The sequence below is a fragment of the Deinococcus yavapaiensis KR-236 genome, from assembly GCF_003217515.1.
Taxonomy (GTDB): domain Bacteria; phylum Deinococcota; class Deinococci; order Deinococcales; family Deinococcaceae; genus Deinococcus_A; species Deinococcus_A yavapaiensis.
In genome coordinates, this window is sequence record NZ_QJSX01000009.1 from 115,142 (window position 1) to 138,005 (window position 22,864).

At 65.9% G+C, this 22,864-nt stretch carries 18 protein-coding genes and 1 tRNA gene (1 of these 19 only partly in view); 10 read left to right on the forward strand and 9 right to left on the reverse strand.

The annotated features are described in order from the left end of the window. Positions 1 to 67 precede the first annotated feature (67 nt). The 4 genes from DES52_RS12480 to DES52_RS12495 all read left to right on the forward strand — a co-directional run bounded on the left by DES52_RS12480 (position 68) and on the right by DES52_RS12495 (position 3,056). Positions 68 to 751 carry a Crp/Fnr family transcriptional regulator gene (locus DES52_RS12480; RefSeq protein WP_110887140.1) on the forward strand — a complete coding sequence of 228 codons (684 nt, stop codon included), beginning with the start codon at positions 68 to 70 and terminating at the stop codon, positions 749 to 751. A gap of 34 nt (positions 752 to 785) precedes the next feature. After that, complete coding sequence (locus tag DES52_RS12485) at positions 786 to 1,364, forward strand: GNAT family N-acetyltransferase (RefSeq protein ID WP_110887219.1); 579 nt, start codon at positions 786 to 788, stop codon at positions 1,362 to 1,364. A gap of 3 nt (positions 1,365 to 1,367) precedes the next feature. Further along, the gene (locus tag DES52_RS12490; RefSeq protein ID WP_110887141.1) at positions 1,368 to 1,751 is read left to right on the forward strand and encodes a RidA family protein; all 384 of its coding nucleotides are present in this window, start codon (positions 1,368 to 1,370) and stop codon (positions 1,749 to 1,751) included. 63 nt (positions 1,752 to 1,814) lie between these two features. After that, positions 1,815 to 3,056, forward strand: a complete 1,242-nt coding sequence (locus DES52_RS12495) for an aspartate aminotransferase family protein (RefSeq protein WP_110887142.1) — start codon at positions 1,815 to 1,817, stop codon at positions 3,054 to 3,056. An 82-nt stretch (positions 3,057 to 3,138) separates the two neighbouring features. Here DES52_RS12495 and DES52_RS12500 read toward each other — a convergent pair whose 3' ends face one another. Both DES52_RS12500 and DES52_RS12505 read right to left on the reverse strand, forming a co-directional pair. Further along, complete coding sequence (locus DES52_RS12500; protein WP_110887143.1) at positions 3,139 to 3,747, reverse strand: hypothetical protein; 609 nt, start codon at positions 3,745 to 3,747, stop codon at positions 3,139 to 3,141. Between the two features lie 14 nt (positions 3,748 to 3,761). Beyond that, positions 3,762 to 8,156 carry an alpha-2-macroglobulin family protein gene (locus DES52_RS12505; RefSeq protein ID WP_110887144.1) on the reverse strand — a complete coding sequence of 1,465 codons (4,395 nt, stop codon included), beginning with the start codon at positions 8,154 to 8,156 and terminating at the stop codon, positions 3,762 to 3,764. Positions 8,157 to 8,271: 115 nt separating this feature from the next. Here DES52_RS12505 and DES52_RS12510 point away from each other — a divergent pair, with 115 nt between their 5' ends. Then, positions 8,272 to 9,912 carry an acyl-CoA carboxylase subunit beta gene (locus DES52_RS12510; RefSeq protein WP_110887145.1) on the forward strand — a complete coding sequence of 547 codons (1,641 nt, stop codon included), beginning with the start codon at positions 8,272 to 8,274 and terminating at the stop codon, positions 9,910 to 9,912. Positions 9,913 to 9,972: 60 nt separating this feature from the next. On the opposite strand, the gene DES52_RS12515 is transcribed toward DES52_RS12510, so the two are convergent. Further along, positions 9,973 to 12,687, reverse strand: coding sequence for a beta strand repeat-containing protein (locus DES52_RS12515; RefSeq protein WP_110887146.1), 2,715 nt, complete (start codon positions 12,685 to 12,687; stop codon positions 9,973 to 9,975). 314 nt (positions 12,688 to 13,001) lie between these two features. Between DES52_RS12515 and DES52_RS12520 the strand changes: the two genes are divergently transcribed. Then, a complete protein-coding gene (locus DES52_RS12520) occupies positions 13,002 to 13,544 on the forward strand; it encodes a hypothetical protein (RefSeq protein ID WP_110887147.1) in 543 nt (180 codons plus the stop codon). Here DES52_RS12520 and DES52_RS12525 read toward each other — a convergent pair. After that, positions 13,524 to 14,264, reverse strand: coding sequence for an endonuclease III domain-containing protein (locus tag DES52_RS12525; protein ID WP_245900966.1), 741 nt, complete (start codon positions 14,262 to 14,264; stop codon positions 13,524 to 13,526). The two genes, DES52_RS12520 and DES52_RS12525, sit on opposite strands and share 21 nt — an antisense overlap. Next, positions 14,261 to 14,848: a hypothetical protein gene (locus tag DES52_RS12530; RefSeq protein ID WP_110887223.1), complete on the reverse strand. Its 588-nt coding sequence runs from the start codon at positions 14,846 to 14,848 to the stop codon at positions 14,261 to 14,263. Before DES52_RS12530 ends, DES52_RS12525 begins: the two co-directional genes overlap by 4 nt. Before the next feature lie 55 nt (positions 14,849 to 14,903). On the opposite strand from DES52_RS12530, the gene hisZ reads away from it, so the two are divergent. Together hisZ and hisG are read left to right on the forward strand one after the other, a co-directional pair. Next, on the forward strand, positions 14,904 to 16,046 hold the full coding sequence (gene hisZ, locus DES52_RS12535; protein WP_170131039.1) for an ATP phosphoribosyltransferase regulatory subunit: 1,143 nt from the start codon (positions 14,904 to 14,906) through the stop codon (positions 16,044 to 16,046). Further along, entirely contained in the window at positions 16,043 to 16,681 is a 639-nt protein-coding gene (gene hisG / locus DES52_RS12540) for an ATP phosphoribosyltransferase (protein WP_281268570.1), read from the forward strand. The genes hisZ and hisG overlap by 4 nt, the downstream gene beginning before the upstream one ends. A gap of 46 nt (positions 16,682 to 16,727) precedes the next feature. Here the strand turns inward: hisG and DES52_RS12545 are convergent, their stop codons facing one another. Together DES52_RS12545 and DES52_RS12550 are read right to left on the reverse strand one after the other, a co-directional pair. Next, positions 16,728 to 17,612, reverse strand: a complete 885-nt coding sequence (locus DES52_RS12545) for an SIS domain-containing protein (RefSeq protein ID WP_110887148.1) — start codon at positions 17,610 to 17,612, stop codon at positions 16,728 to 16,730. A 148-nt stretch (positions 17,613 to 17,760) separates the two neighbouring features. Continuing rightward, positions 17,761 to 17,837 (reverse strand) — tRNA-Arg (locus DES52_RS12550). Between the two features lie 40 nt (positions 17,838 to 17,877). On the opposite strand from DES52_RS12550, the gene DES52_RS12555 reads away from it, so the two are divergent. Then, positions 17,878 to 19,773: a peptidylprolyl isomerase gene (locus tag DES52_RS12555; protein ID WP_110887149.1), complete on the forward strand. Its 1,896-nt coding sequence runs from the start codon at positions 17,878 to 17,880 to the stop codon at positions 19,771 to 19,773. A 60-nt stretch (positions 19,774 to 19,833) separates the two neighbouring features. Here the strand turns inward: DES52_RS12555 and DES52_RS12560 are convergent, their stop codons facing one another. Together DES52_RS12560 and dcd are read right to left on the reverse strand one after the other, a co-directional pair. After that, entirely contained in the window at positions 19,834 to 20,031 is a 198-nt protein-coding gene (locus tag DES52_RS12560) for a hypothetical protein (protein WP_110887150.1), read from the reverse strand. Between the two features lie 82 nt (positions 20,032 to 20,113). Beyond that, positions 20,114 to 20,674 (reverse strand): dCTP deaminase, encoded by a 561-nt coding sequence (gene dcd, locus DES52_RS12565; RefSeq protein WP_110887151.1) that lies wholly within the window; start codon positions 20,672 to 20,674, stop codon positions 20,114 to 20,116. Between the two features lie 406 nt (positions 20,675 to 21,080). On the opposite strand from dcd, the gene DES52_RS12570 reads away from it, so the two are divergent. Next, positions 21,081 to 22,864, forward strand: the 5' portion of a protein-coding gene (locus tag DES52_RS12570; protein WP_110887152.1) for a valine--tRNA ligase. It continues 967 nt past the right edge of the window; 1,784 of the gene's 2,751 nt are visible here — the first part of the coding sequence; it begins with the start codon at positions 21,081 to 21,083; its stop codon lies beyond the right edge, outside the window.

The following is a 22,864-nucleotide window of genomic DNA, read 5'->3' on the forward strand; positions in this document are numbered from 1 at the left end:
CACGCGCGCGGACGTGCGGCGCTTCTCGTAACGCCACTGAGACAGCCTTGTGGTATAAGAAGCACCGATGGCCGTTCGCGACGCCTTGCTGCGCTCTCCCCTCTTTCAAGACGCGCCGACTCGCATTCTCGACTTCGCCGTTCGCGCGGTCGTGGAGAGAACGTATGAAGCGCACGAAGCCATCGTGACCCAAGACACGCAGGGTGAAGCTTTGTACTTCCTGCAAGAAGGACGCGCGCGCGTCCTTCGCGAGAGCGCGACGGGCCGAGAGCGCATCGTGGGCTTTTTGTACTCCGGCGACGTGTTCGGCGAAGGGGCGGCGCTCGGCGGTCCCGGTCGAGGCGCGACCGTGGTCGCCGAGACGACCGTGCGCGCGCTCGTGATGTACCGCAGCGAACTCTCGACCTTGTTCGAACGGCATCCGAAGATGCTGTGGAATCTCGCGCGGCTTCTCGCGCGGCGCGTGGACGCGTTGAACGAGGAGCTCATCGCGATGAGTCTGGACTCGGAGGCGAGCATGGCCCACCTTCTGCTGAAGGTGTACCGCCAACGCGGCGCGGCGGGCGAAGGCGACGCGGCGTTTTTGCCGCTCACGTCGCCCGATCTCACGGCCTGCCTCGGCACCTCGCGCGAGACGACGGCGCGCACGCTGAAGAAATTCACCTCGCGAAAACTCGTCAAAGTGGAAGGCGGCGGGCTGAGGTTGCTGGACGTGGACGGCATCGAGCGAACGCTGTACGACAACGACTGAGACGCGCCCGCCACGGTCGGGTATGCTGACGCGCATGGCAAGACTTCGTATCGTCGAGGGCGACGCGATCTTCCTCGGGCGTTTTGTCAAGGAGGACGTGCCCGACATCGCGCGTCACTTCCAAAACCTCGAGCTCACCGCGTACCTGGGTTCGATCGGCGCGACGTACACCGTCGAGGAAGAGCAAGGCTGGTACGACGCCGAGAGCAGGCAAACGGCCGAGCGCAGGACCTTCGCGGTGTTCGAAAAGGCGCTCGAGCGTCTCATCGGAGCGGTCAGCTTGTTCGACATCAACCACCGCCACGGCACGGCCACCCTCGGCGTCGTGATCTACGATCCCGAGGATTGGGGGCGCGGATTCGGCAGTGAGGCCGTGCGACTCGCCGTCGCGTACGGCATGTTCTTCTTGGATCTGCACAACGTCATGCTGCAAGTCTTCGCGTACAACGAGCGGGGCGTGGCGGCGTACCGAAAAGTCGGGTTTCGCGAGATCGGGCGGCGTACGGGCGCGGTCGTCCTCGGCGGGCAGCGCTTCGACCAGGTGTACATGGAGATCACGCGGGACAGCGTCGACTTGACGGCGATGCGGGCCCTGATTCGGCAGTTGAGGTGAATCGTGCAGCGAAGCAATCACGCCAGCGGCGGCAAGTGGGAAGGCATCGTGGGGTACTCCAGGGTCGTGCGCGTCGGCCCGTTCGTGTACGTTTCGGGAACGACGGCGGCCGACGAGAGCGGGCACGTGAGCGGCGACGCGTACGAGCAGACGGCGCGCACGCTGGACAACTTGCAGCGAGCGTTGGCATCGGCGGGCGCGCGCATCGAGGACGTCGTGCGGACGCGGATGTTCGTGAAGAACATCGACGATTGGGAAGCGGTCGCGCGCGCCCACGGCGCCGTCTTCGGCGCGGTGCGGCCCGCCGCGACGATGGTGGAAGTGTCTCGCTTCATCACGCCCGAGATGCTGGTGGAGATCGAAGCGGACGCGGTCGTCACTTCGTAACGTTTCTCTTTTTCTTTTCTTCACGCGGTCATCCCTTACACTGGGATCTTGACTGGAGGCGTCATGACGGTAGCGCAGAACAACTGGTTGGACTTGGAGCTCAGCCTCGACAGCGGGATCTACAACAAGCACCACGTCGTCATGGTGCGCGGCGAGGGCGCGCACGTCTGGGACGAGAACGGGCGCGAGTACATCGATTGTGTCGGCGGCTATGGCGTCGCGAACGTCGGGCACGGCAATGCGGACGTCGTGAAGGCCGTGCAGGACCAAGCGGCGAAGCTCATGATCATGCCGCAGACTCTGCCGAACGACAAGCGCGCCGAGTTCCTCAAGGAGCTCACGGACGTGTTGCCGAGCGAGCTTTCGCGGGTGTTTTTGTGCAACTCGGGCACGGAAGCGATGGAGGCGGCGAAGAAGTTCGCGATCACGGCGACGGGCGGGCGCACGCGGTTCGTGTCGATGAAGCGCGGCTTCTCGGGACGCACGCTCGGCGCGCTCGCGCTGACGTGGGAACCGAAGTACCGCGAGCCTTTCGGAAGTGCCGTGGACGACGCGCACGTGACCTTCGTGACGTACGGCAACGTCGAAGAGTTGCGCGCGGCCCTCACGGACGACGTCGCGGCCGTCATCTTGGAGCCCGTGCAAGGTGAGGGCGGCGTACGCCCTGGAGACGCGGCGTTCATTCAAGCGGCGCGCGAGCTCACGCGTGAAAAGGGTGCGTTGCTGATCCTCGACGAGATCCAGACGGGCTTTTGCCGCACAGGTCATTTCTTCGCCATGGAGCACTTCGGCGTCGTGCCCGACGGCGTGACGCTCGCCAAGGCGATGGCGGGCGGCGTTCCGATCGGAGCGTTCGTGATGACGACCGAAGTCGCCGACCGCATGCCGAAGGGCGGGCACGGCACGACGTTCGGCGGCAATCCCCTCGCGATGGCGGCGGGCGTCGCCGCCATCCGCTTCATGCGCCGCGAGCGCCTTTGGGAGCAAGCGGCGGCGAAGGGCGACTACTTCATGGAGAAGTTGCGCGCCATCAAGAGCTCGAAGATTCGCGAAGTGCGCGGCCTCGGCCTCATGATCGGCGTGGAGCTCAAGGAAAAGAGCGGCCCGTACATCACGGCCCTGGAGCATGACGAGGCCGTGCTGACCCTGCAGGCGACGCCGCTCGTCGTGCGCTTCCTGCCGCCCCTCACGATCTCGTACGAGGACATCGACAAGGTCGTCGCGGCGTTCGAGCGCGTCTTGGAGCGCGTCAATCCGCGCGAAGTGTCCGCCGAGCAGGTGAAGGAAGAAAAGCAGACGGAGTGAAGGTGGTTCTCGCCGCCACGCGCGGCGAGGAAGGTCGAAGGGGCGGGTCTGTGACCCGCCCCTTCGACCTTCCTCGCGACGTTCAGGAACGATTCCACCGAAGCGCGCCGCGCCAACCGCGTTCGTGAACGAGTCGGGCCGCTCGGCGCGTCGCCTCGGCGTAGGCGGCGTTCAGCGTGCGCTCGTCGCGGTCGGCGAGCAAGCGATCGAGTTCGGCGTTCGAGGCGTGCTCCAAACCCGTCTTCGCGTTCGTAGCGGCCGCGCCTTGCCCGGCGAAGATTCGAGCGAGCCCTTCGGCGAGCCAGCGCGGCAGCGTCTTGGGTTGGGCGACGTGGAAGAGTTCGTGGCGAATCGTGAGGGGCAGCGAGCCTCGAACTTGCAGGGCGCCCAGCCGCTGAGTGTGAATGGTCGCGCCGCTCGTGACGGCCGCGACGAACCACGCTTCGCCCGTCGCGCGCGCGAAGTCGCGTGCGTCTTTGGCGACGCGAATCGTGACGGGCGGCAACGTCAGGCCAAGCGCTTCGAGGTCGCTTCGCGCCGAGCGCCAAGCTCGCGTGACGGCGGGCACGTACGCCTTGTCGCCGACGTCCGAGTAGCGCACGGTGAGGCCGCGCGGCGTCTCCCCTCCGCCCGCGGGCGCCGAGAAGGCGTGGGCCGCGAGCAGGACGAGAACGGCGAGCAGCCTTCTCACTCAAGGCCTCCGATTCATCGTCCTCGGTCCTTCACCGTGAAGGTGGCGGCGGGACCGTCGCCTCGCACGTCGGGGTCGTACATGAGTTCGGCGTGCGTCGGGAGGGCGGTGAACGTGCCGGGCGTCGTGGCGCGCAGAACGTACTGCATCGTCTGCCAACCCTCGACGTAATCCGCGTAGAGGTCGACGCGGTCGTCTCGGAAGTCGCGGCCCGCGTACCAGAAGTTCCAAGCGTCGAGGTCGTCGGAGTTCTGAAGACCCTGGATGACGAGCGAGCGTTCGTCGAGGGGCCGCAGACCGGCGGGAAGCGGATCGGACACGAGGACGTAGCGGGCCGCTCGGTCCGGGCGTACCTTGACGGTCACGAGGACGAGGTCGCCGACGGCGACCGAGTCGAGCTTTCCGCCTCGCAGCAAGGGCGTGCGCGCGTAGTTCATGCGCTTCTCCTTGGCGTTCCAAGTCGCGACGAGCTTTTCGAAGGTGCGCGCGATTCGCAGGCCCCGCGTGGCGTCGCCCGAAAGCTCGGCCGGTTCGCGCGAGACGTCGAGGCTGCCGGAGAAGGTGAGGCCCGGCGTGTTGGCCGCCGTGACACGCAAGACGTTCGCGCCCTTCTTGAGCGCGCCTCCGAGTTTGGCGGCGTTCAGTTCCAAAGCGCCTCGCGAGAAGTCGACGCGGCCGAGGTCACGTCCGTTGAGGATGACGCTCGCCGCACCGCTCGGGGTCTTCGCCCGTGGCAAGGCCAGGGCGGCGGTCACGACGGACGTCGTGTCTTGGGTGCTGAGCCAGCGCGGCCCGCGTCGCGCGTTCAGCAGCCAGCGGCTCGACGAGGCGATCAAGGCGCTGTCGGGGCGAAGTTTGGCGAGGGCCTCCAGGGCGACGGCCGTGACTTGGATGTCGTTGTCGTGCCAGTACCACAGCCAGTCGTCGCGGTCGCGCGGCGTCTGCCAAAAGACCAGAGCGTCCTTGGCGCTCGATTTGCGTGCGCTCACGAGTCGGTCGAGAACGTCCGACGCTGCCGACGTTCGTCCGACGGCGCTCAGGGCCAGCGCGAGGTTCGCCAGCGCGTACGAATCGAGGTCCTTGCGGCGCGCGAGACCGAGGGTCGTGGGAACGTCGGCGCGGCCCGTCTCGGCGAGGGCCCGCAACGCGGCGGCGCGCACGGCGAGCGGTTCCTTGTCCGTCTTGACGGCCTTGGCGACGTACGTCACGGCGCGGTCGAGGGCGGCGTTGTCGACGTTCACGCCGAGCGCCTTGGCTTTCGTGAGGCCGCGCAGGACGTACGCGCTCATCTCCAAGGTGGACGCGTCGAATTCCCAGAAGCCCCAGCCGCCGTCTTCGTGTTGGAAGTCCAGCAGTCTCGTCACGCCGAGCGACACGATGTCCGGCAACGCCTTGCGAATGTCGGCGGGCAAGGCGTTCTCGCCGAGCGCCTCCTTCGCGAGCAGGGCAGGCAGGAAGCGGCTCATCGTCTGCTCGGTGCAGCCGTAAGGGTAACCGACGAGATACTCCAAGGCGGGCGTGACGGCGCTCAGCAACGACGGCGAGACATCGACGCGCAACGAGGCCGTGGCGAGGTTCGCGTCGGCGGGCACCGTGAGAGTCGCGTCGGGCCGCGCGGCGCTTCCGGTCGCCGTGATCGTCGTGGCGTATCCGCGCGCCTTGACGGGCAAGGAAAGCTTGAGGGCGTCCGAGGCGAGGTTCGTGCGCGCGGAGAAGGTGACGGTGGCCGTACCTGGATTTTGCGCCTGCACGTCGAAATCGATGCGGGCGCGGCCGTTGGCGGGCACGTCGATCGTGCCAGCGACGCTTCCCGCCTCGCGAAGGGTGAGGTTGGCGAGGTCGACGTTCGCGCGACCTTGCGCCGCCTGCCTCACGGTGCTTTGCACGATCCCCGACAAGGTCGCCGTGTCGCCTCGTACGAGGAAGGTCGGCAGGGAGAGGCGCGCGACGATGTCCTTCGTGACGAGGGTGTCGGCGGTCGTCTGACCGAAGCGGGCACCGATCGTGTGGGCGCGGGCCGTCGTCACCCACGTCGTGAGGTTGTCGGGGAACTTCACGTTGACGCTCGCCTTGCCGTTGGCGTCCGTGAGGAGATTCGGCACCCACAAGATGGTGTCGCGGAAGTCTTCGCGCGGCTCTTCGGGCGCGGCTTCCTGCGTGCGGTCTTCTTTCGCTTGGCCGAAGGCCGCCTCGTTCATGGGCGCGCGAGGAGCCTTCGCCACTCGGCCGGACTCGAAGTAGAAGCTGAGGCTGGAGTTCGTGCCGACGGTGTTGTCACGCTCCGAGCGAAAGACTTGCAGGATCGGCGTGGACGCGTCGCGCCGCACGAGGTAGATCGCCTTGTCGACGACGCCGAGGGCGAGTTCGGCGGGCACGCCCTGTCCGGCGGCGTTCTTCACGGTGACGTCGAGGGTGCCCGTGTCGCCGGGACGGTACTTGTCTTTGCGCGCCTTGACATTCACGGTGAGGGCGGCGCTCGCGTCCGGGACGCGCACCTTGGCCTCGCTCGTGTAGAGGTTGCCGCTTCCGAGCGCCGTGACGGACACGAACACGTTCGGGGCCATGTCCTTGGTCACTTCAAAGCGGTACGTCAACGTCGAACCCGACGAGCGCAGCACGACGGCGCGGCGCACGCGATCTCCCTCGATCGTGACGAGGACGGGCGCGCCGGGATTCGGATTGCCGATGAGGGCGGTGACCGTGTCGCCGGGCGCGTACGAGCGCTTGTCGAGACGCACGGTCATGTCGCGGTAGTTCCAGCCCCAATTTTCGCCGGGCGACAGCACCCAGGCGAAGCTCTCGGAAGTGGACGTACGCCCTCGGTCGTCACGAACGGTGGCGCGCATGAGATAGCCACCTCCGCGCTTCGGACGAACGGTGACGCCGCCGTCGCCGTTCGCGCCCGTGGTCGTGGTCGTCTTCGCCTCGGTCGTTTCACGCAGCGTCCAGCGACCTCCCACCTTCTCGTACGTTTGCCGGACGAGTTCCACCGTGACGTTCGAGCGCGTCGGGCGATCACGAAAGTCTCGCGTGTTCAGCGAAAGTCGTACGGGGTCGCCCACGTCGTACACGTATCCGTCCGTGCGCGAGTAGACGTTGACGGCGGCCGGAAACGCGAGGACGCGCGCGAAGCCGCTGACACTCTTGCGCGACTCGTCTTCCACTTCCGCTTCGACGCGGTACGTCACGGGACGTCCGTTTTCGTCACGCTCCAGAGGAAGCGTGAGATTAAACTCGCCGTTGCCGTCGAGGCGCGCCTCCTCGTTGACGACGAGGTCCGAGCCGTAGTCGTAACCGTCGTCGGACGGTGGAAGGCTGTCCTCGTCGAGTCCGTACGGATAGTACGGCGAGCGCGTGACGTTGTACGTGACGTGCGCGCCCGACACGGCGCCGCCGAACAGGTACTTCGCGGCGATCTTGACGCTCAACTTGTCGCCTTGCACGGCGGTGACGGCAGTCGGGGTGACGGTCACTTCGTACTCGGGCTTTTGGTACGCCTCCACGCCGAAGGTGCCCTCGACGGCGCCGTACGGCAAGTCCTCGCCGTTCGGGCGAACGTCGAAGCGGTACTCGCCGAGCTTCGCGCCCGCCGGAAGGTCGAACTTCGCCGAGAACGAGCCGTAAGCGTTCGTGGCGAGGCTGCCTCGATACACTTCGCCGTCGAACGGATCGCGTACCGAGACGCGCACGGTGGTCTTCGCGAGGGGAGCGAGGCTTCCCGAGCGGCGCAGCACCCCCTTGAACTCCACGCTGTGTCCGGGTCGGTACACGGGGCGGTCCGTGTACACGTAACCGCGAATCTTGGGTGCGGCCCACTGATTCCACGACGCGCTCGACACCGCCCACTCGTCGCGCGCGCGGGCGAGGAAGAACTCGCCGTCGTTCGCCGCGCTCGAAAAGCGCGCCACGCCGTCCGCGTTCGCCGCCTTGCTCGTCGCGCGACCACCGGAGACTTGCCAAATCGTCGCCGCCCTCGTCGCGCCCGTTCCTCGGTCCGCCGTGTACGTGAGGGCGTCCGCCGACGAGCGCTTCACGACGAGCCCGAGGTCCGTCACGAGCAGCAGGGTTCCGACGTTTCCGGCGCGAACGCGGTACAGTCCCGACCGCAAGCGTCCGAAGTTGACCTCGCCGTAGGCGTTCTTTCCCGTGCGTACCTCGCGGACGAGTTGCACGCGCGCGTTCGCCGGCAACGTCGGGCGGCTGGGGTTCGGCGTGTTCAGGAAGACGACATCCGGATTGAGGATGCGTTCCAAGCGCAGGTTGGTTCTCGGGGGGGCGTTCACGCCGACGCGAACGTCCTGGGACGGGCGGAACACGCCGCCGTACAAGTTGATTTCCTGCTGGGCGGGCGCGAGCGAGGCGGCGAGCAGAATGGTGAGCAGGAGCGGTTTGCGAACCTGAGATTGCATGAAATCCTCCTGAAAAGCCGTACGATCAGCTTACATGGGCGCTTTCGCACGTACATGACCTCGCCGTCAGCTTCGCCGCGTGCCGCCCCCGCCTAACGTGCGTTAGACTGCCCGCATGACTTCGATCAACGGCGCGTGGCAAGACGCGCTTTCACGGCTCGCGGCGGACTTGGAGACGGTTCGGCAAGGCGGCGGCCGAAAGGCGGCGGCTCGGCAGCACGACAAGGGACGCCTCACGGCGCGCGAACGCATCGCGCGGCTCGTCGACGACGGCACGCCCTTCGACGAGCTCATGACCTTCGCCGGTTGGGACATGTACGAGGAGGCGGGCGGTTGCCCGTCGGGTGGAACCGTGGTCGGCATCGGGCAAATCGGTGGGCGACCCTGGATGATCGTCGCGAACGACGCCACCGTGAAGGCGGGCGCCTTCTTTCCCATCACGGCCAAGAAGGTCATTCGCGCGCAAACCATCGCCTTGGAAAACCGCTTGCCGGTCGTGTACCTCGTGGACTCAGCGGGCGTGTATCTGCCAATGCAAGACGAGATCTTCCCCGACCAAGACGACTTCGGACGCGTGTTCTACCTCAACGCCCGCCTCTCCGCGCTGGGCGTGCCGCAAATCGCGGCGATCATGGGCAACTGCGTCGCGGGCGGAGCGTACCTTCCCGTGATGTGCGACACCTTGATCATGACCGAGGGCTCGGGCCTGTACCTCGCGGGACCTGCCCTCGTGAAGGCCGCCATCGGCCAAGTGGTGGACTCCGAAGATCTCGGCGGCGCCACGATGCACGCCGAGATCGCCGGAACGGTCGACTACAAGGAGCCCGACGACGACGCGGCCTTAAGGCGTGTGCGCGACCTCGCCGAGATGTACGCGCGAGGTGACCCCGCTCCCTGGGCGAGGCGCCGCAAAGAGGCGGCCGAGCCGACGACGCGAGACCTCACCGACCTCGTTTCCTTCGACGGCGCCAAGCCGTACGACGTGCGCGACCTCATTCGCGCGCTCGCGGACGGCGGCGACTTTCACGAGTTCAAAGCGGATTGGGGACAGACGCTCGTGTGCGGCTTCGCGCGGCTCGGTGGGTACCCCGTGGGGTTCGTGGCGAATCAGCGGCTCGTGATCAAGAAGAAGTTGAAGTCGGGCGGCGTGCCGGGCTTGTCGAGCCGCATCGAAGTCGGCGGCGTCATCTACGCGGACGCGGCGGACAAGGCGGCACGCTTCATTCTCGACGCGAACCAGGCGGGCGTACCCCTGATCTTCTTGTCGGACGTCACGGGCTTCATGGTGGGCCGAGATTCGGAGCAAGAAGGCATCATTCGGCGCGGCGCGAAGATGGTGAACGCCGTGAGCAACAGCGTCGTGCCGAAGATCACGGTCATCACCGGGGGCAGCTTCGGCGCCGGGAACTACGCGATGAGCGGCAAGGCGTACGCGCCGCGCTTCCTGTTCGCGTGGCCGAGCGCCAAGTACGCCGTCATGAGCGGCAACGCCGCCGCCAAGACTTTGCTCGACATCCAACTGGCCGCCCTCAAGCGCGCGGGACACGAGCCGAACGACGAGGAGCTTCAAGCGCTCTTCGAGGAAGTCAAGGCGAAGTACGGTCGCGAGCTCGATCCACGTTACGCCGCCGCCCGCTTGTGGGTCGACGAGATCATCCGGCCGAACGACACGCGCGAGCGCCTCGTCCGCGCGCTCGAAGCGTGCGCGCAAAATCCGGTGCAAGAGGAATTGAAGGTCGGCGTCTTCCAAGTGTGACGCCCGAGCAAGGAACACCGGCGACCCGAGGGTCGCCGGTGTTCCTTGCTCGCGGTGTTCTTACGGAGTGACGGTCGTGGGCTCGGAGGCGCTCGTGGTGATCACGAGGTTCGAGGTGACGCCCGTCGCGGTTCCGGTGAAGGTCGAGTTCGTCGACGTCGTGGCGGTGATGGTGCTGGGCACGTTCACGGTCGTCACGATGAACAAGGCCGCTCCGGGAGCGAGGGTGCGCGTGTTGGCGAGCGTCACGGTTTGGCTGCCGCCCACGCCTGCCGTCACCGTGTAATCGGTGCCCGCCGTGAGAAGCTGACCGGCCGTGGGCGCGCTGGTGATCGCGCCGTTCGCGCCGCGCGTGGGATTCGGGTCGAGATAGACTTGCGTCGCGCCCGCCGCGACGGTGAAGAGGTTCGCTCCGCCCGCTTGCGGCGTGCCGAAGTTGAAGACAATCGGCGAGAGACGCAGATTTTCGTTCGAGAGCTGTTCGTTGCTGATCGTCGCGGTGTAGACGGTGCTTCCACCGGCGCGCACCGGATCGTTGGCGTCGATGAGCGTCGTTTGGGCGGCCGAGAACGCGCGGACGTTCACGCAGGTCGTCACGGGATTGCCGTTGATGTTCACGACGTTCGTGGAGGTGACGGTCGCGACGTTGCAGTACTGACCGGCTCCCGCGCCCGCCGGGATGGTGCTGTTCAGCGTGAAGGTCAAGGTGCCGCCCGCCGGAATCGTCACGGGGCCGTTGATGCTGGCGGTATTGGTGCCACCGTTGAAGGTGGAGGTACCCGGGGTGGTCGTTCCCGTGAGGGTGTACGAACCGCTGCCGAAGTTCACGAAGGCGCCGTTGGCGCCGAGGCGCGCGAGCAAGTCTTGCACGTTCACGCCCGTCGCGGCGGCTCCGCCCGTGTTGCGCACGGTCACCGTGGAGGTGTAGGTGTCGCCGGGGTTGAGGGTGACGGTTCCGTTGTTCGCCGTCGTCTGGTTACCGGCCGTGTTGACCTTCGTGACGCTGAGGGACGGCGTGACGACCGTGAGGCAGATTTCTTGGGAGATGCCTTGGCTCGTCGTGCCAGTGGCGCCGCTGAACGAGCCCGTGTCGCAGTACACGCCGTCCGCGTTGGCCTGCACCGCGAAGTCGAAGTTCTGCGAGGCGCCCACGGCGAGGTTGGCGATGGTGGCGGTGAAGCCGTCGTTGTCGTTGGCCGTCGCGCCCGTCGGGAGGGTGGCGCTGTACGCGGTGTTGTTGCCCGTGCTCGTCGTGCCGTTGACGCGCGTGAGGTTCTCGGCGACGGTGACGTTCGTGGCCGGGGCGTTCCCGTTGTTCGTGACGGTGAGACGCACGCGCTGCGCGGCGTTCGCCGTGACGGTAGCGGAGTTGCCCAGGACGTTGCCGTTCGCGTCGAGGAATTGCTTCGTGATGGTGAGGCTGGGCGCCGTGACGGTCAGGCAGGCGCGCGACGTGTTGTTCGCGGCGGGCGTGACCGTACCGAAGGCGCCGTTCGTGTAGCTGACGAGGGTGGCCACGTCGCAGTACACGCCGACCGAAGTCGCCGACACGGGCACCGTGAAGGTGCGGCTGGCGCCCGCCGCGAGGTCGAAGGTCGCGTTGAAGCCGTCGTTGTCCTGAGCGGCCGTCGCGCCCGTCGGCAACGTGCCGATGCTGTAGTTCGCGGCGTTCGTGCCCGTGACGTCGAGGCGGTCTTGCAGCTGGACGCCCGTGGCGGGACCTTGGCCGGTGTTGGTGATCGTGATGGTGGCCGTGCGCGTTTGGTTGAGTCCGGCCGAGCCGTTGTCGAACGTCTTCGTGATGGTGAGGTTGGCGCTCGGCGCGAAGGTCTTGTTGAGCACCGCCTTGCCGATCTCGGTGCCGCCGACGCTGGCGACGGCGACGACTTGCGCGGTCGCGTTCGCGTTGGGGCTGAACAGCGTCACCCACGAGAAGCCGTCCGTGTCGGGCGAGCCGACGCCGGTGAGGTTGAACAAGGGGAAGTCGCCGCTGGCGACCGGGAAGCGCGCGTTGGTGCCCGTCGCCCGGTTCGTGGTGGTGTCGGCTTGCAAGCCCGCCGCGCCGATCGAGAGCGGTAGGGCGACGTTTCCGCCGTTCGCGCCGCCCGAGTAGCCGGGCGCGTTGTTGCCGTCATCCGCCGCCGTGAAGATCGTGCCGCCCGTGCGGTCCACGATGTTCCAGCGAACGTCGGCGCCCACGACCGGGAAGTAGTTCGTACCGTCGGGCGAGAACATGACCATGCCCGCCGCGAGGTTCTGCGTCCGGCTCGGCGCCGTCTCGGTCTGCTCTGCCGTCGTGGGCGCGGCCGCGCCGGGCGTAGCGAGGTTGATGCCCGTGTTGGGAACGTCTTGCAGCCACGCGAAGAAGCGGAAGCGGCTTTGATCGACTTGGCCGTTGGTGCCCACGGGAATCGCCGTGAGTTGCGGCGCGCCGTTCACGGTGCGAACGTAGAACGCGCCGCCCGAAGTCGTCACGGCTTGCAAGGTGGGCGCGTTGAGGCTCGTCGCTTGACCTGCCGTGATCGTGAAGGGCAGCGTCTGGGTCACGAAGCCCGCGCGTGAAAACTCGATGGTGTACGAGCCTGGCGTGAGGGTCGTTCCGTTTTGCACTTGACCCGAGCCGTTGCGTACGACGTAGGAATAGCCGTTCGGATTGGTGAGGGTCAGTGTTCCCGTCGTGTTGGTGATCGGCGGGTTGGTACTGGTGCCGGTTTGACCGCAGGCGGTGAGCGCCAAGATCCCGGTCACGACGAGCATTAACGTGGGTTTCTTCATAAGTCCTCCTGAAAAGGTGTTGCACGACGCGAGATGAACGATGGAGGACGGTCGAATGAACGTCCTGTACTCGGCAATGATTCTGTTATTGGGGCTTCATCGCTTCTTCGAGTCTATTGACCTCGTGCTTGTACAGATAAGCAACTTGTTCATAAAAAACTTGTCAGTAGGACAGATGCACTTAATGAGCCGATTAATTAGAGAACCAGCGCACTAAATCCAGGCTTTCCCATCATTCACATATTCCGATTTCTTATTCGATACTCCACGTTCCCGGCCTACGGCGACGCCGTCGCTTCCCTTAGGATCGAAGCATGAACAAGCATTTGGCGAGAATTGCCGACTTCCTTGCGACTCTGGGCTGCCGCGCCGACCTGACAGATCAAAACGACGCTCTGCTGGTGCAATACCCGCTCGAGCATCCGGGCCAGACGTTGCCGTTCTTCTTGGAAGTCGATGAGGTCGCCGTCGATCAATTCGCCCTGCACGTCGAGGTGACGTTTCCACAGCCTCTCCCGCCCGGACGTGACGACCTCAACGTGTACGCGCTCACCTACGCGAACCTCGCGAACCGCGAAATGGAACTTGCCCGCTGCTTCGTGGTGCCCGACTACGGCGACCAAGCGTTGCCCGAAGACGACGAGGTCGACCCGGGGTCCTTGCCGTCCCCGCTGGAGTTCGAGCTCACGGTCGAAGCCAACTTCTTCCTGGCGGGCCTCAAGCAGACGCACTTCAAGTTGATGTCGCTGCACTTGGAGGCGTTCGTGGACGACGCCTTGCTCGCCTCCGCGAACTTCGCCGACATCTTCGAGACGGACGAAGACGGGCCCGAGGATTCAAGTGATCGAGAGGAATAACTCGGCGCTCGGACACAGGTCGCGCAAAACGCACGCCGCGCACTTCGGACGCTGAGCGGTGCACGTTTCGCGCCCGTGGCGAATCATCGAGACGTGGTAGCCGTACTTGGCGGCCCAAGTGTTCGCGAGCGCCGACGCGTACCATGCCTCGGTCCTCGGCGCGCTCCACGTGGCGGGCACGAGCATCAGCCGCTTCGAGATCCGGTGCAGGTGCGTGTCGACGGGCATGGCAGGACGAACGAGCTCGAAGATCATGACGCAGCTCGCCGTTTTCGGCCCGACCCCTGGCAAGGACTCCAGTCGGGCGCGCGCTTCCTCGTCGCTCAACGCGTGCAAATCGCGCAGCGTCACGTCGCCTCGCTCGCTCAAGGTGTGCACGACGTTCCAGATGTAATCGGCCTTCACGCGCGACAAGCCGCCGCCCGCCGTCTTCAGGACGTCTTCGATCGCGTCGGGCCCGGCTACGAGGGCTTGCTCCCACGATCCGAAGGCCGACTTGAGGGCGGCGAATTGACGGCGCGTGATCGGCGCGGTGTTCTGCTGACTCAGAATCGTTTCGATGAGGCCGTCGAGCGGCTCGGGATCGCGGCGCAGGGTCGGCAACGTGGGTAGGTAACGCGCTCGAACGCGAGCGTGAATTTCAGGCAGAAGCGCTCGCTGCGACACCACGAGGTCGTCGAGGAGCGGTTCTCGTCTTGCCGAGGCTTTTTTGGCCGTCACTGCACGCGGCGCGAGAGTTTGTTGCCCGCCGCGTCCGTCACGACGATATCGACGTAGATGCCGGTCGCCTCGGCGTAGAAGGGGACGCGGCGTCCGGGATTGATCGTGAGGCGGCTTCCGTCCATGGTGATCGAGGCGACCTTGACGTCGTCGGTGGCGGTTCCCGTCACGCGCAGCGTTTTTCCTTCCTTCTCGAATTTCGTGATCTCCAACTTCGGCGGAGTCGGGTCGAAGCGCAGCGGCAAGTCCACGGTGACGCTTTTTCCGCTCGTGTCCGTCGCCTTGATGGTGTAGTTCGTGCGGTTCGACGCGATGTCCGTGCGGAACTCGAACGCGGCGATCTTCGAGCTCCCCGCCGTCGGGAGGGGGCGCCCGTTCACGAGCAGTTCCGCGACGCCGTGATCGTCCATCGCGAAGCCCTTGACGATCGTCGACGCTTGACGCGACACCGAGCCCGCCTCGGGCTCGGTGATGACGATGCGGGGCCGGAACGTGTCGGCTTCACGGGTGCAGCTCGCCAGCAGGGCGCTCACGGTCAACGCCGCCGCCACTCGGGCGATGCGGACTTGCGGGAAGCGCGGCATGACGGGAGTATAGTGCAACGTCGCCGTCACGCGACGAGATCGCCTGCGAGCCCTTATGACGAAATCCCCCATCCTTCCCGCTCCGCCTCCGACCCTCATTCGCGTGCCCGAGGGAACGCGCGACGTTTTGCCACGCGAGTGGTCCTTTCGCGCCCACTTGACGCACACGTTGCAAAGCACGTTCGATCGCTGGGGTTACCAGGGCGTGAGCGTTCCCGCCTTGGAGCTTCAAAACGCCGCCCATCCACGAGACGCCCGCGCCTTCAAGCTGATCGACCGCGACGGGGCCGTGCTGTCATTGCGCAGCGAGTTCACGACCGCGATCGGACGGCTCGTGCGCACGCGTTTTCCGAGCGAGCCGTACCCGCTTCGCTTGCAGTACGAAGGCAAGCTGTGGCTGCGCTCGCAAGACAGCGACATGTTGCGCCTGCGCGAATTCACGCAGCTCGGCGTGGAACTCGTCGGCATCTCGAGCGCCCGCGCGGACGCAGAGTTGCTGTCGCTCGCGACCGCCGCGCTCGACAGCGTGGGGCTCACGGCCCACTTGGAAGTCGGCTTTCCCGGCTTCGTGGACGCCGTCTTAGAGGACGCGGACGTGAGCGGCGAGGAGCGCGAAGCTTTGCACGAAGCGATCGACCGCAAGGCGATGCCCGAAGTGCAGGCCCTGTTGCGCGAGCGGACGCTGAGCCGCGACGCCCTGTCGACGGTGCTGGCCCTGCCCGAATTGTACGGCGGGCCGGACGTGCTGACAGAAGCGCGCAAGCTTCCTTTGGGCCCGAACGCGAGCGCGGCCCTCGACCGCCTCGACGAGATCGCCGCGCGCTACGGACGAGCGTTGCTGTTCGACCTCGGCATGTCGCGACGGTACACGTACTACACCGGCTTCACGTTCCGCGCGTATGCCGAGGGCGCCAAGGAGCCCATCGTGAGCGGAGGGCGCTACGACGCGGGCATTCCCGGCGCGGGCTTCGCGTTGGGCTTGGAGCGCCTCACGTTCGCCCTCGGTGGGCCTCCCGCCGAAGCGGAGCGTGTTCTCGCGCTCGACGAGGCGTCGGCGGCTTGGGCGCGGGCGCGCGGCGTGAACGCCGAGCTCGCCTGGACCGAGGACGCGGCGGAACTGCTGGCGTACGCGCGGGCGCGCGGCATTTCGCGCGTCGTGCGCGACGAAGCGTTCGAGCCCGTGGAGGCGCTCTCGTGACAAGCCTCACCTTGGCGTTGCCGAAAGGCCGCATGTTCGAGGAAAGCGCGACGTTGCTGCGTCGCGCGGGTCTCGCCATCGACGTGCCCCGCGGCGGTCGGGCGTTGCGGCACGCCTTCGAGCAACCCGATGGAAGCGTCCTGACGGTCTTGGAACTTCGCAACTCCGACGTGCCCGCGTACGTGGATCTCGGCGTGGCGGACGCGGGCGTCGTCGGCAAGGACGTGTTGATGGAAGCGGGGCGCGACGTGTACGAACCGCTCGACCTCGGCTTCGGCGCGTGCCGCTTGTCGCTCATTCGCGAGCGCGGCGCGGCGAGCGAAATTCTGCGCATCGCCTCGAAGTACCCGAGGCTCGCCGCCGCCTTCGCGCACGAGCGCGGCCTCGCGGCGGAAGTCGTGAAGCTCAGCGGCAACATCGAACTCGCCTGCCTCACGGGCCTGGCGGACGCCGTCGTCGACATCGTGCAGACGGGGTCGACGCTGCGCGCCAACGACCTCGAGGAAGTCGAGGTGCTCGCCACGTCGAGCGCGCGCTTCGTCGTGAACCGCACGGCCCTGAAGCTCAAGCGCGACAGGCTGCGGCCGCTCGTCATGTCGCTGCGCGCCGTGTTGGAGGGCTCGGCGCCGACTTGAGCGCGAGCACGTCCCCGGCGAGTCCGTGACTCGCCGAGCATGGACGTCAGTTCAATCGGGCGCCGCTGTCGTTCGCGCTTTCCAAGCTGGCGATCACCTCGCGCAGAGGCGACGCGTCCTCGGGCGACACGCCGTAGCGCTCGGCGAGATAGAACGCCACCCACAAGGCGAAGTACCACGTCGCCAACCCGCCCGAGTACCCGCCGACGCCCTCGGGGTACGGCACGAAGATGACCTCGTCCACGCGCGTTTGCAGCACTTCGCGCGCGATGGCCATCTCGTCGTCTTCCTCTCCGAGGATGAGCGCCACGCGGTTATCTCCCGACTCGTGACGCGCTTCGAACGCGCCGGTCAGAATGTACAGAGCGTCGCGCTCCACGGGCACCGACAGGCTCTTGCCGACGCGGGCGAGGGCGAGTTGCCACGCCCACACGAGGAAGGCGTCCTGATCCGGCGCGAGCAGCAGAGGCGTGCGAGTCCACAGCGACCAGGCCAGGTCGCGCGCGGGGTTGCCCTCTTGCACTTCGGGCACGCAACGGTCGCGCACGCCCGCCAAGAGGCGCTCCGCTTCTTGCGCCTCGTCCGCGTGTCCGGTGGCGTACGCCACGCGCTGAGCGAAGTGATAGGTGGCGGTCACCCCTCGCTCCACGAGGCCCGCTAGTTTGTCGAGCTCGCCGCCGCCGAAGCGAAGCGCTTTCGCGCCGCTCACCTCGGCGAGGCGCATGTAATCCTCGGCCGACGCTTCCCACTCCGTGGAGGTCAAGACGAATTGCGTGCCTTCGCGTGTGAGGCGGCGGTCGACGAGCGACTGCAGCAGTTCCGCCGCGAGCGCTCCCTCGCCCAGACCGATCACGCCGAAGGGGCCGTCCTGCGCGGGATACGCCTCGGCCGAGCCGGGCAGGTTTCGAAGTTCGGATTGCAGATTCGTCATCACATCCTCCTTTTTCCGGCTCGTTTCGAAGCCGTTGATGGGGTTCCAGGCAGCTCAAGCGGGCTTCATCCGCCCTTGAATCACCGTGCTAGAATCCTCGGCGTGCTGATTGTGGCAACAAAAAACACCACCTTGTCGGTGGTGTTTGTGGCGCGCCCGACAGGATTCGAACCTGTGGCCTTTGGCTCCGGAGGCCAACGCTCTATCCGGCTGAGCTACGGGCGCAAAGCGCGGCAAGCCTAGCACGGTGCCAGGAGGAAGTCAAGTGAACCAGAAAGTTATCGTACGCGTCCTACTCGGGGTTTTGGCCCTGTTGCTCGTCGCCGGTCTCGCCGTGCAGGTCCCGGGGATCAGCAACTTCAGCTTCAGCCGAAACCAAGGGACGCCCGCCTTGCGCGTCAACGGTCAGACCGTCACCGCCGAAGAGCTCGACCGAGTGCGCCAAGGCAACCAAGTGCTGTCGTCCGTGCGTGAAGGCGCGCTCGGCGAGGACTTCAAGACGGTCGTCGTCGATCAGAAGGTGCAGCAAGTTCTGCTCGCGCAAGCAGCGAAGGACATCGACATCAAGCGAGCGGACGTCAACGAAGAAGTTCGCAAGATTCGCGAGCAGAACAACCTCACCGAGAACAAGGCCTGGACGGACGCGCTCTCGCGCTTCGGGTACACCGACGCCTCCTTCCGTGACGAGACGCGCACGCAACTCGCCATCCAAAAGAAGCTCGAGCAGATTCGTGCGTCGGCCGCCAAGCCTACCGACGCGGAAGTCCAGCTTTACTACGACCTCAATCCCGACGCCTTCAAGACCGAGCCGCGGGTCGTGGGGCGTCAGATCGTCGTGTCCGACCAGAAAAAAGCCCAAGCGCTCCTTAAGCAGGCGCAAGGCGGCGCGGACTTCGCGAAGCTCGCCTCCGAGAACAGCCTCGAAGGCAAGGACAAGGGCGGCGCCCTTGGTGACGTCGAAAACGGCAAGCCGCGTCCCGTCGCCGCCGTCGCGTTGCCTCAGGAAGTCGCGACCGCCGCGTTCGCCCTCACCAAGGGCGGCCTCACGGACGTCGTGAAGTCGGGCGATCGCTACTACATCGTGAAAGTCGAGCAGTACCTGCCCGCCGGCACGCGTTCGTTCAGCGAAGCGCGCGCCGACGCCGAGAAGGCCGTCGCCGACCAGAAGAAGAACGCCGCGCTCGAGACGTGGTTCGACGGCGTCGTCAAGAACGCCAAGGTCGAAGTGCTCGACAAGAGCTGGGACTACTTCGACCCCACGGTCGCCACGGTCAACGGGCAAAACATCCGCTACGCGACGGTGGTCGGCACCATCGCCGCCAATCCGCAAATCAGCCAAGTGCTCGCGCAGGGCGAGCAGGCCACCCAGTTCATCAACGGCTTTTTCAAGCCCAGCGTCGTCCAGAGCCTTATCGAGCAGTACGCGGCGCCCACCATCGTCAAGAACCTCAAGGTTCCGCTCGCCGGAAGCCGCGGCGAACTGCTGCAAGGGCTGCAGGCGTACGGAGCGCGCGACGTAAAGGTCACGGACGCCGAGATTCGCGCGGAGTACGAGAAGCAGAAGGCGAACTACGCCACGCCCGCCAGCGCGAACGTCAGCGAGGCCGTCTTCGCCGACCGCGCCAAGGCCACGGCGTTTCGCGACAGCCTCATCGGCAAGAGCGTCACGACCTTCACGACGCTCGCTTCCAAGGCGGGCGGCACGGTGGCCGAGCGGGGCGCGGTCACGCAAGGCGACGGCAAGCTGGGAACCGAGATCGACGCGGCCGTGTTCGGCGCGAAGGCCAAGCTCGCGGGCGTCGGTGAAGGCAGCGTCACGGACGTCGTGCAGACGGGCAATCGCTACAGCATCGGGTTCGTGAAGGACCTCGTGAAGGCGAGCACCAAGAGCTTCGACGAGGTGCGAGAAGAACTGCGCTCGCAGCTTCTGCAGCAAAAGCGTCAAACGACGGGCCAAACGTTCGTCACGGCGCAGCTGAAGAGCTTCAAGGTTCAGAACAACCTGCAAAAGGTCGTCGCGGATCTCGACAAGCGTGCCGCGGCCAACGCTCCGAAGACGCCCGCGGGGCAAACGAACGCGACGCCGCAAAACGGCTCGTCCGATACGAACACCAACAGCGGTACGGGCACCACGAGCAACGACGGCACGAAGCAGCCGTAAGCGAGGGGCCTATGACGAGAAGGGCAGCACGTCGTGCTGCCCTTCTCGCTTGCTACTCTTCTACTGCTTTTGCCGTGTCGCCGGAACACTTTGCGCGGCGCGCGTGTCCGACTCGTCCTCGCCGTTGCGAATCGAATCCGCGCTGGGCGTTCCGTCGTGCTCCAGCACGTCCGCGCGCTCGGCTTCCTTCTTGCTCGGATCGAAGTGATCTTCGGGCTCCCGATGCGGGTGGGGATTGCGCTGCTTTTCCTGGCTCATGCCTCGTTGTACACCCACGGCGAACACGCCGTGACGAGCGTCAAGGGGTCCTCAACGCGTCGGCGCGCACATGAACGAGGCGTCAGAGCTTGGGCAAGGTCACGCCCGTCTGCCCCTGGTACTTCCCGGAGCGGTCGCGGTACGTCACCTCGGGGCGCTCTCCCTCGAAGAACAACAATTGGACGATGCCTTCGTTGGCGTAGACCTTGGCGGGCAAGGGCGTCGTGTTGCTGATCTCCAAGGTCACGTGCCCTTCCCAGCCGGGCTCCAACGGCGTGACGTTGGCGACCAAGCCGCAACGCGCGTACGAACTCTTCCCCAAGGCCACGACCATGACGGTGTCGGGAATTCGCAGATATTCGATGCTGCGCGTGAGAACGAAGGAGTTCGGGGGAATGATGCACTCGGCACCTTCGTACTCAACGAGAGAGCGGACGTCGAAGTGCTTGGGATCGACGACGGTGTTGAAGGCGTTGACGAAGATGCGCCATTCGGGAGCGGCGCGCAAGTCGTAGCCGAAGCTGGACAGGCCGTAGGAAATGACGCCGCCGTTCTCGGCGGTGCGGACGAGGCGGTCGGAGAAGGGTTCGATCATGCCTTCGCGGGCGCGCTCGCGAATCCACCAGTCGGGCCGGATGCTCATGCAGGGCATTGTAGCTTCGCGCAAGGCGGCGCGAACATCCGTGCGTTGGTGCGCCATCGCTACGATGCGTGAGGCGGCGAGGCGAGGTATAGTGAGCTCGCGAGGATCGGGAGGAGTACCCGTGAGCGCGCCCTCAGAGAGGCTTCGGAAGCTGCGAAGGAGCTGGGAAGGCGAGCGGGGAAGGTCGCCCGGGAGCGCGCGGAGGAACGGCCGGACAGCTTGTCGCATCGGCTCAGTAGAACCGCCGGGTGCGCCCGTCACAGCGTCAACGAAGGGCCCTGACGAAGCAGGGAAGCGCGGTGGTACCGCGGGACGATCATCGAAGTTTTCGAAACGATGCGCGTCTCGTCCGCAGAAGACAAGCGGACGAGACGCGCTTTTTCGTTTTCGGATATTGGGAGGCAGCATGAACGAGTCGACGTTGAACGAGTTACCGAAGTCATTCGATCCGGCGGGGATCGAGCCGAAGTGGGTCAAGACGTGGGCCACCGAGCCTTTTCGAGCGGACGCCACGTCGGCCAAGCCCGCCTTCACGATCGTCATTCCGCCGCCCAACGTGACGGGCAATCTGCACCTCGGCCACGCGTTGGACAATACTCTCATCGACATCCTGATTCGTCACCGACGCATGGCGGGCTTCGAGGCCCTGTTTCTGCCGGGCACGGACCACGCGGGCATCTCGACGCAAGTCCTCGTGGAGCGCGACCTCAAGGCAAAGGAAGGCGCTTCGCGCCACGACCTGGGCCGCGAGGAGTTCCTGAAACGGGTGTGGGCGTGGAAGGAGCAGTACGGCGGTCAGATCAAAGAGCAGCTCACGCGCTTGGGCATCTCGGCGGATTGGACGCGCGAACGCTTCACGATGGACGAAGGGCTCAGCAAGGCCGTGCGGCATCAGTTCGTGCGGCTGTACCACGAAGGCCTCGCGTACCGCGGCGAGCGCATCGTGAACTGGGATCCGGTGTCGCAGACGACGCTCAGCGACCTCGAAGTGGACCGCGAGGAACGCAAGGGCAAGATGTGGACGCTGGCGTACAAGCTGGAGGACCCTTCGCTCGCGGCGAGCAACGGTGAAGTCGGCGAAATTCGCATTGCCACCGTGCGGCCCGAGACGATGTTCGCGGATCAAGCGATCGCCGTGCATCCCGAGGACGAGCGCTTCAAGCACCTCGTCGGTCGTCGGGCGCGCATTCCTCTCACGGACCGCTTCGTGCCGATCATCGCCGACGAGGCGGTAGAGCGCGAGTTCGGCGTGGGCGCCCTCAAGATCACGCCCGCGCACGACCCGACCGACTTCGAGGTCGGCGAGCGTCACGGCTTGGCGCGTCCGAGCGTCATCGATCTTCACGGCAACTTGGCGACATCGGACCTCGTGCCGAGCCAATTTCAAGGTCTCGAGCGCTTCGACGCCCGCAAGAAGGTCGTGGAGGCTTTGCGTGAATCGGGCGACCTCGTGGACGAGAAGGACCACGTGACGGCCATCGGCTTGTCGGAGCGCACGAAGGTGCCCGTGGAGCCCATCGTGTCGACGCAGTGGTTCGTGCGCATGGAGAGCATGGCGAACGCCGTGCTCGACGGACTCGACAAAGGCGAGATGACGCTCGTGCCCGCGAGGTACGAAAAGGTGAACCGCGACTGGCTGGAGAACATTCGCGATTGGAACGTGTCTCGTCAACTGTGGTGGGGTCACCAGATTCCCGCTTGGTACGACGACGCGGGCAACATCTACGTGCCCGATCCCGAAAATCCCGACCTCGATTGCGATCAGGATCCGCGATACGCGCACATCCGCCTGCGGCGCGATCCGGACGTGTTCGACACGTGGTTCTCGTCGAACCTCTGGCCGTTCTCGACCCTCGGCTGGCCCGACACCGACAGCGAGGACTTCCAGAAGTTCTACCCGACGTCCGTCCTCGTGACCGGGTACGACATCCTGTTCTTCTGGGTGGCGCGAATGCAGATGGCGGGCTACCACTTCACGGGACAAGCTCCCTTCCACACCGTCATGCTGCACGGGCTGTACCTCGACGCGAAGGGTCAGAAGATGAGCAAGTCCAAGGGAAACGGCATCGATCCGCTGGAGCTGCTCGACAAGTACGGCACGGACGCTTGCCGCTTCGCGTGGGCGTACCTCTCCACCGGCGGGCAGGACATTCGGCACGACGAGCGCCGTTACGAGCAGGGGCGCAACTT

Coding starts and splice junctions, on each gene's coding strand:
- DES52_RS12480 (WP_110887140.1), top strand. CDS start 68: ATGGCCGTTCGCGACGCCTTGCTGCGCTCTCCCCTCTTTCAAGACGCG.
- DES52_RS12485 (WP_110887219.1), top strand. CDS start 786: ATGGCAAGACTTCGTATCGTCGAGGGCGACGCGATCTTCCTCGGGCGT.
- DES52_RS12495 (WP_110887142.1), top strand. CDS start 1,815: ATGACGGTAGCGCAGAACAACTGGTTGGACTTGGAGCTCAGCCTCGAC.
- DES52_RS12505 (WP_110887144.1), bottom strand. CDS start 8,156: ATGCAATCTCAGGTTCGCAAACCGCTCCTGCTCACCATTCTGCTCGCC.
- DES52_RS12510 (WP_110887145.1), top strand. CDS start 8,272: ATGACTTCGATCAACGGCGCGTGGCAAGACGCGCTTTCACGGCTCGCG.
- DES52_RS12515 (WP_110887146.1), bottom strand. CDS start 12,687: ATGAAGAAACCCACGTTAATGCTCGTCGTGACCGGGATCTTGGCGCTC.
- DES52_RS12520 (WP_110887147.1), top strand. CDS start 13,002: ATGAACAAGCATTTGGCGAGAATTGCCGACTTCCTTGCGACTCTGGGC.
- DES52_RS12530 (WP_110887223.1), bottom strand. CDS start 14,848: ATGCCGCGCTTCCCGCAAGTCCGCATCGCCCGAGTGGCGGCGGCGTTG.
- hisZ (WP_170131039.1), top strand. CDS start 14,904: ATGACGAAATCCCCCATCCTTCCCGCTCCGCCTCCGACCCTCATTCGC.
- DES52_RS12545 (WP_110887148.1), bottom strand. CDS start 17,612: ATGACGAATCTGCAATCCGAACTTCGAAACCTGCCCGGCTCGGCCGAG.
- DES52_RS12560 (WP_110887150.1), bottom strand. CDS start 20,031: ATGAGCCAGGAAAAGCAGCGCAATCCCCACCCGCATCGGGAGCCCGAA.
- dcd (WP_110887151.1), bottom strand. CDS start 20,674: ATGAGCATCCGGCCCGACTGGTGGATTCGCGAGCGCGCCCGCGAAGGC.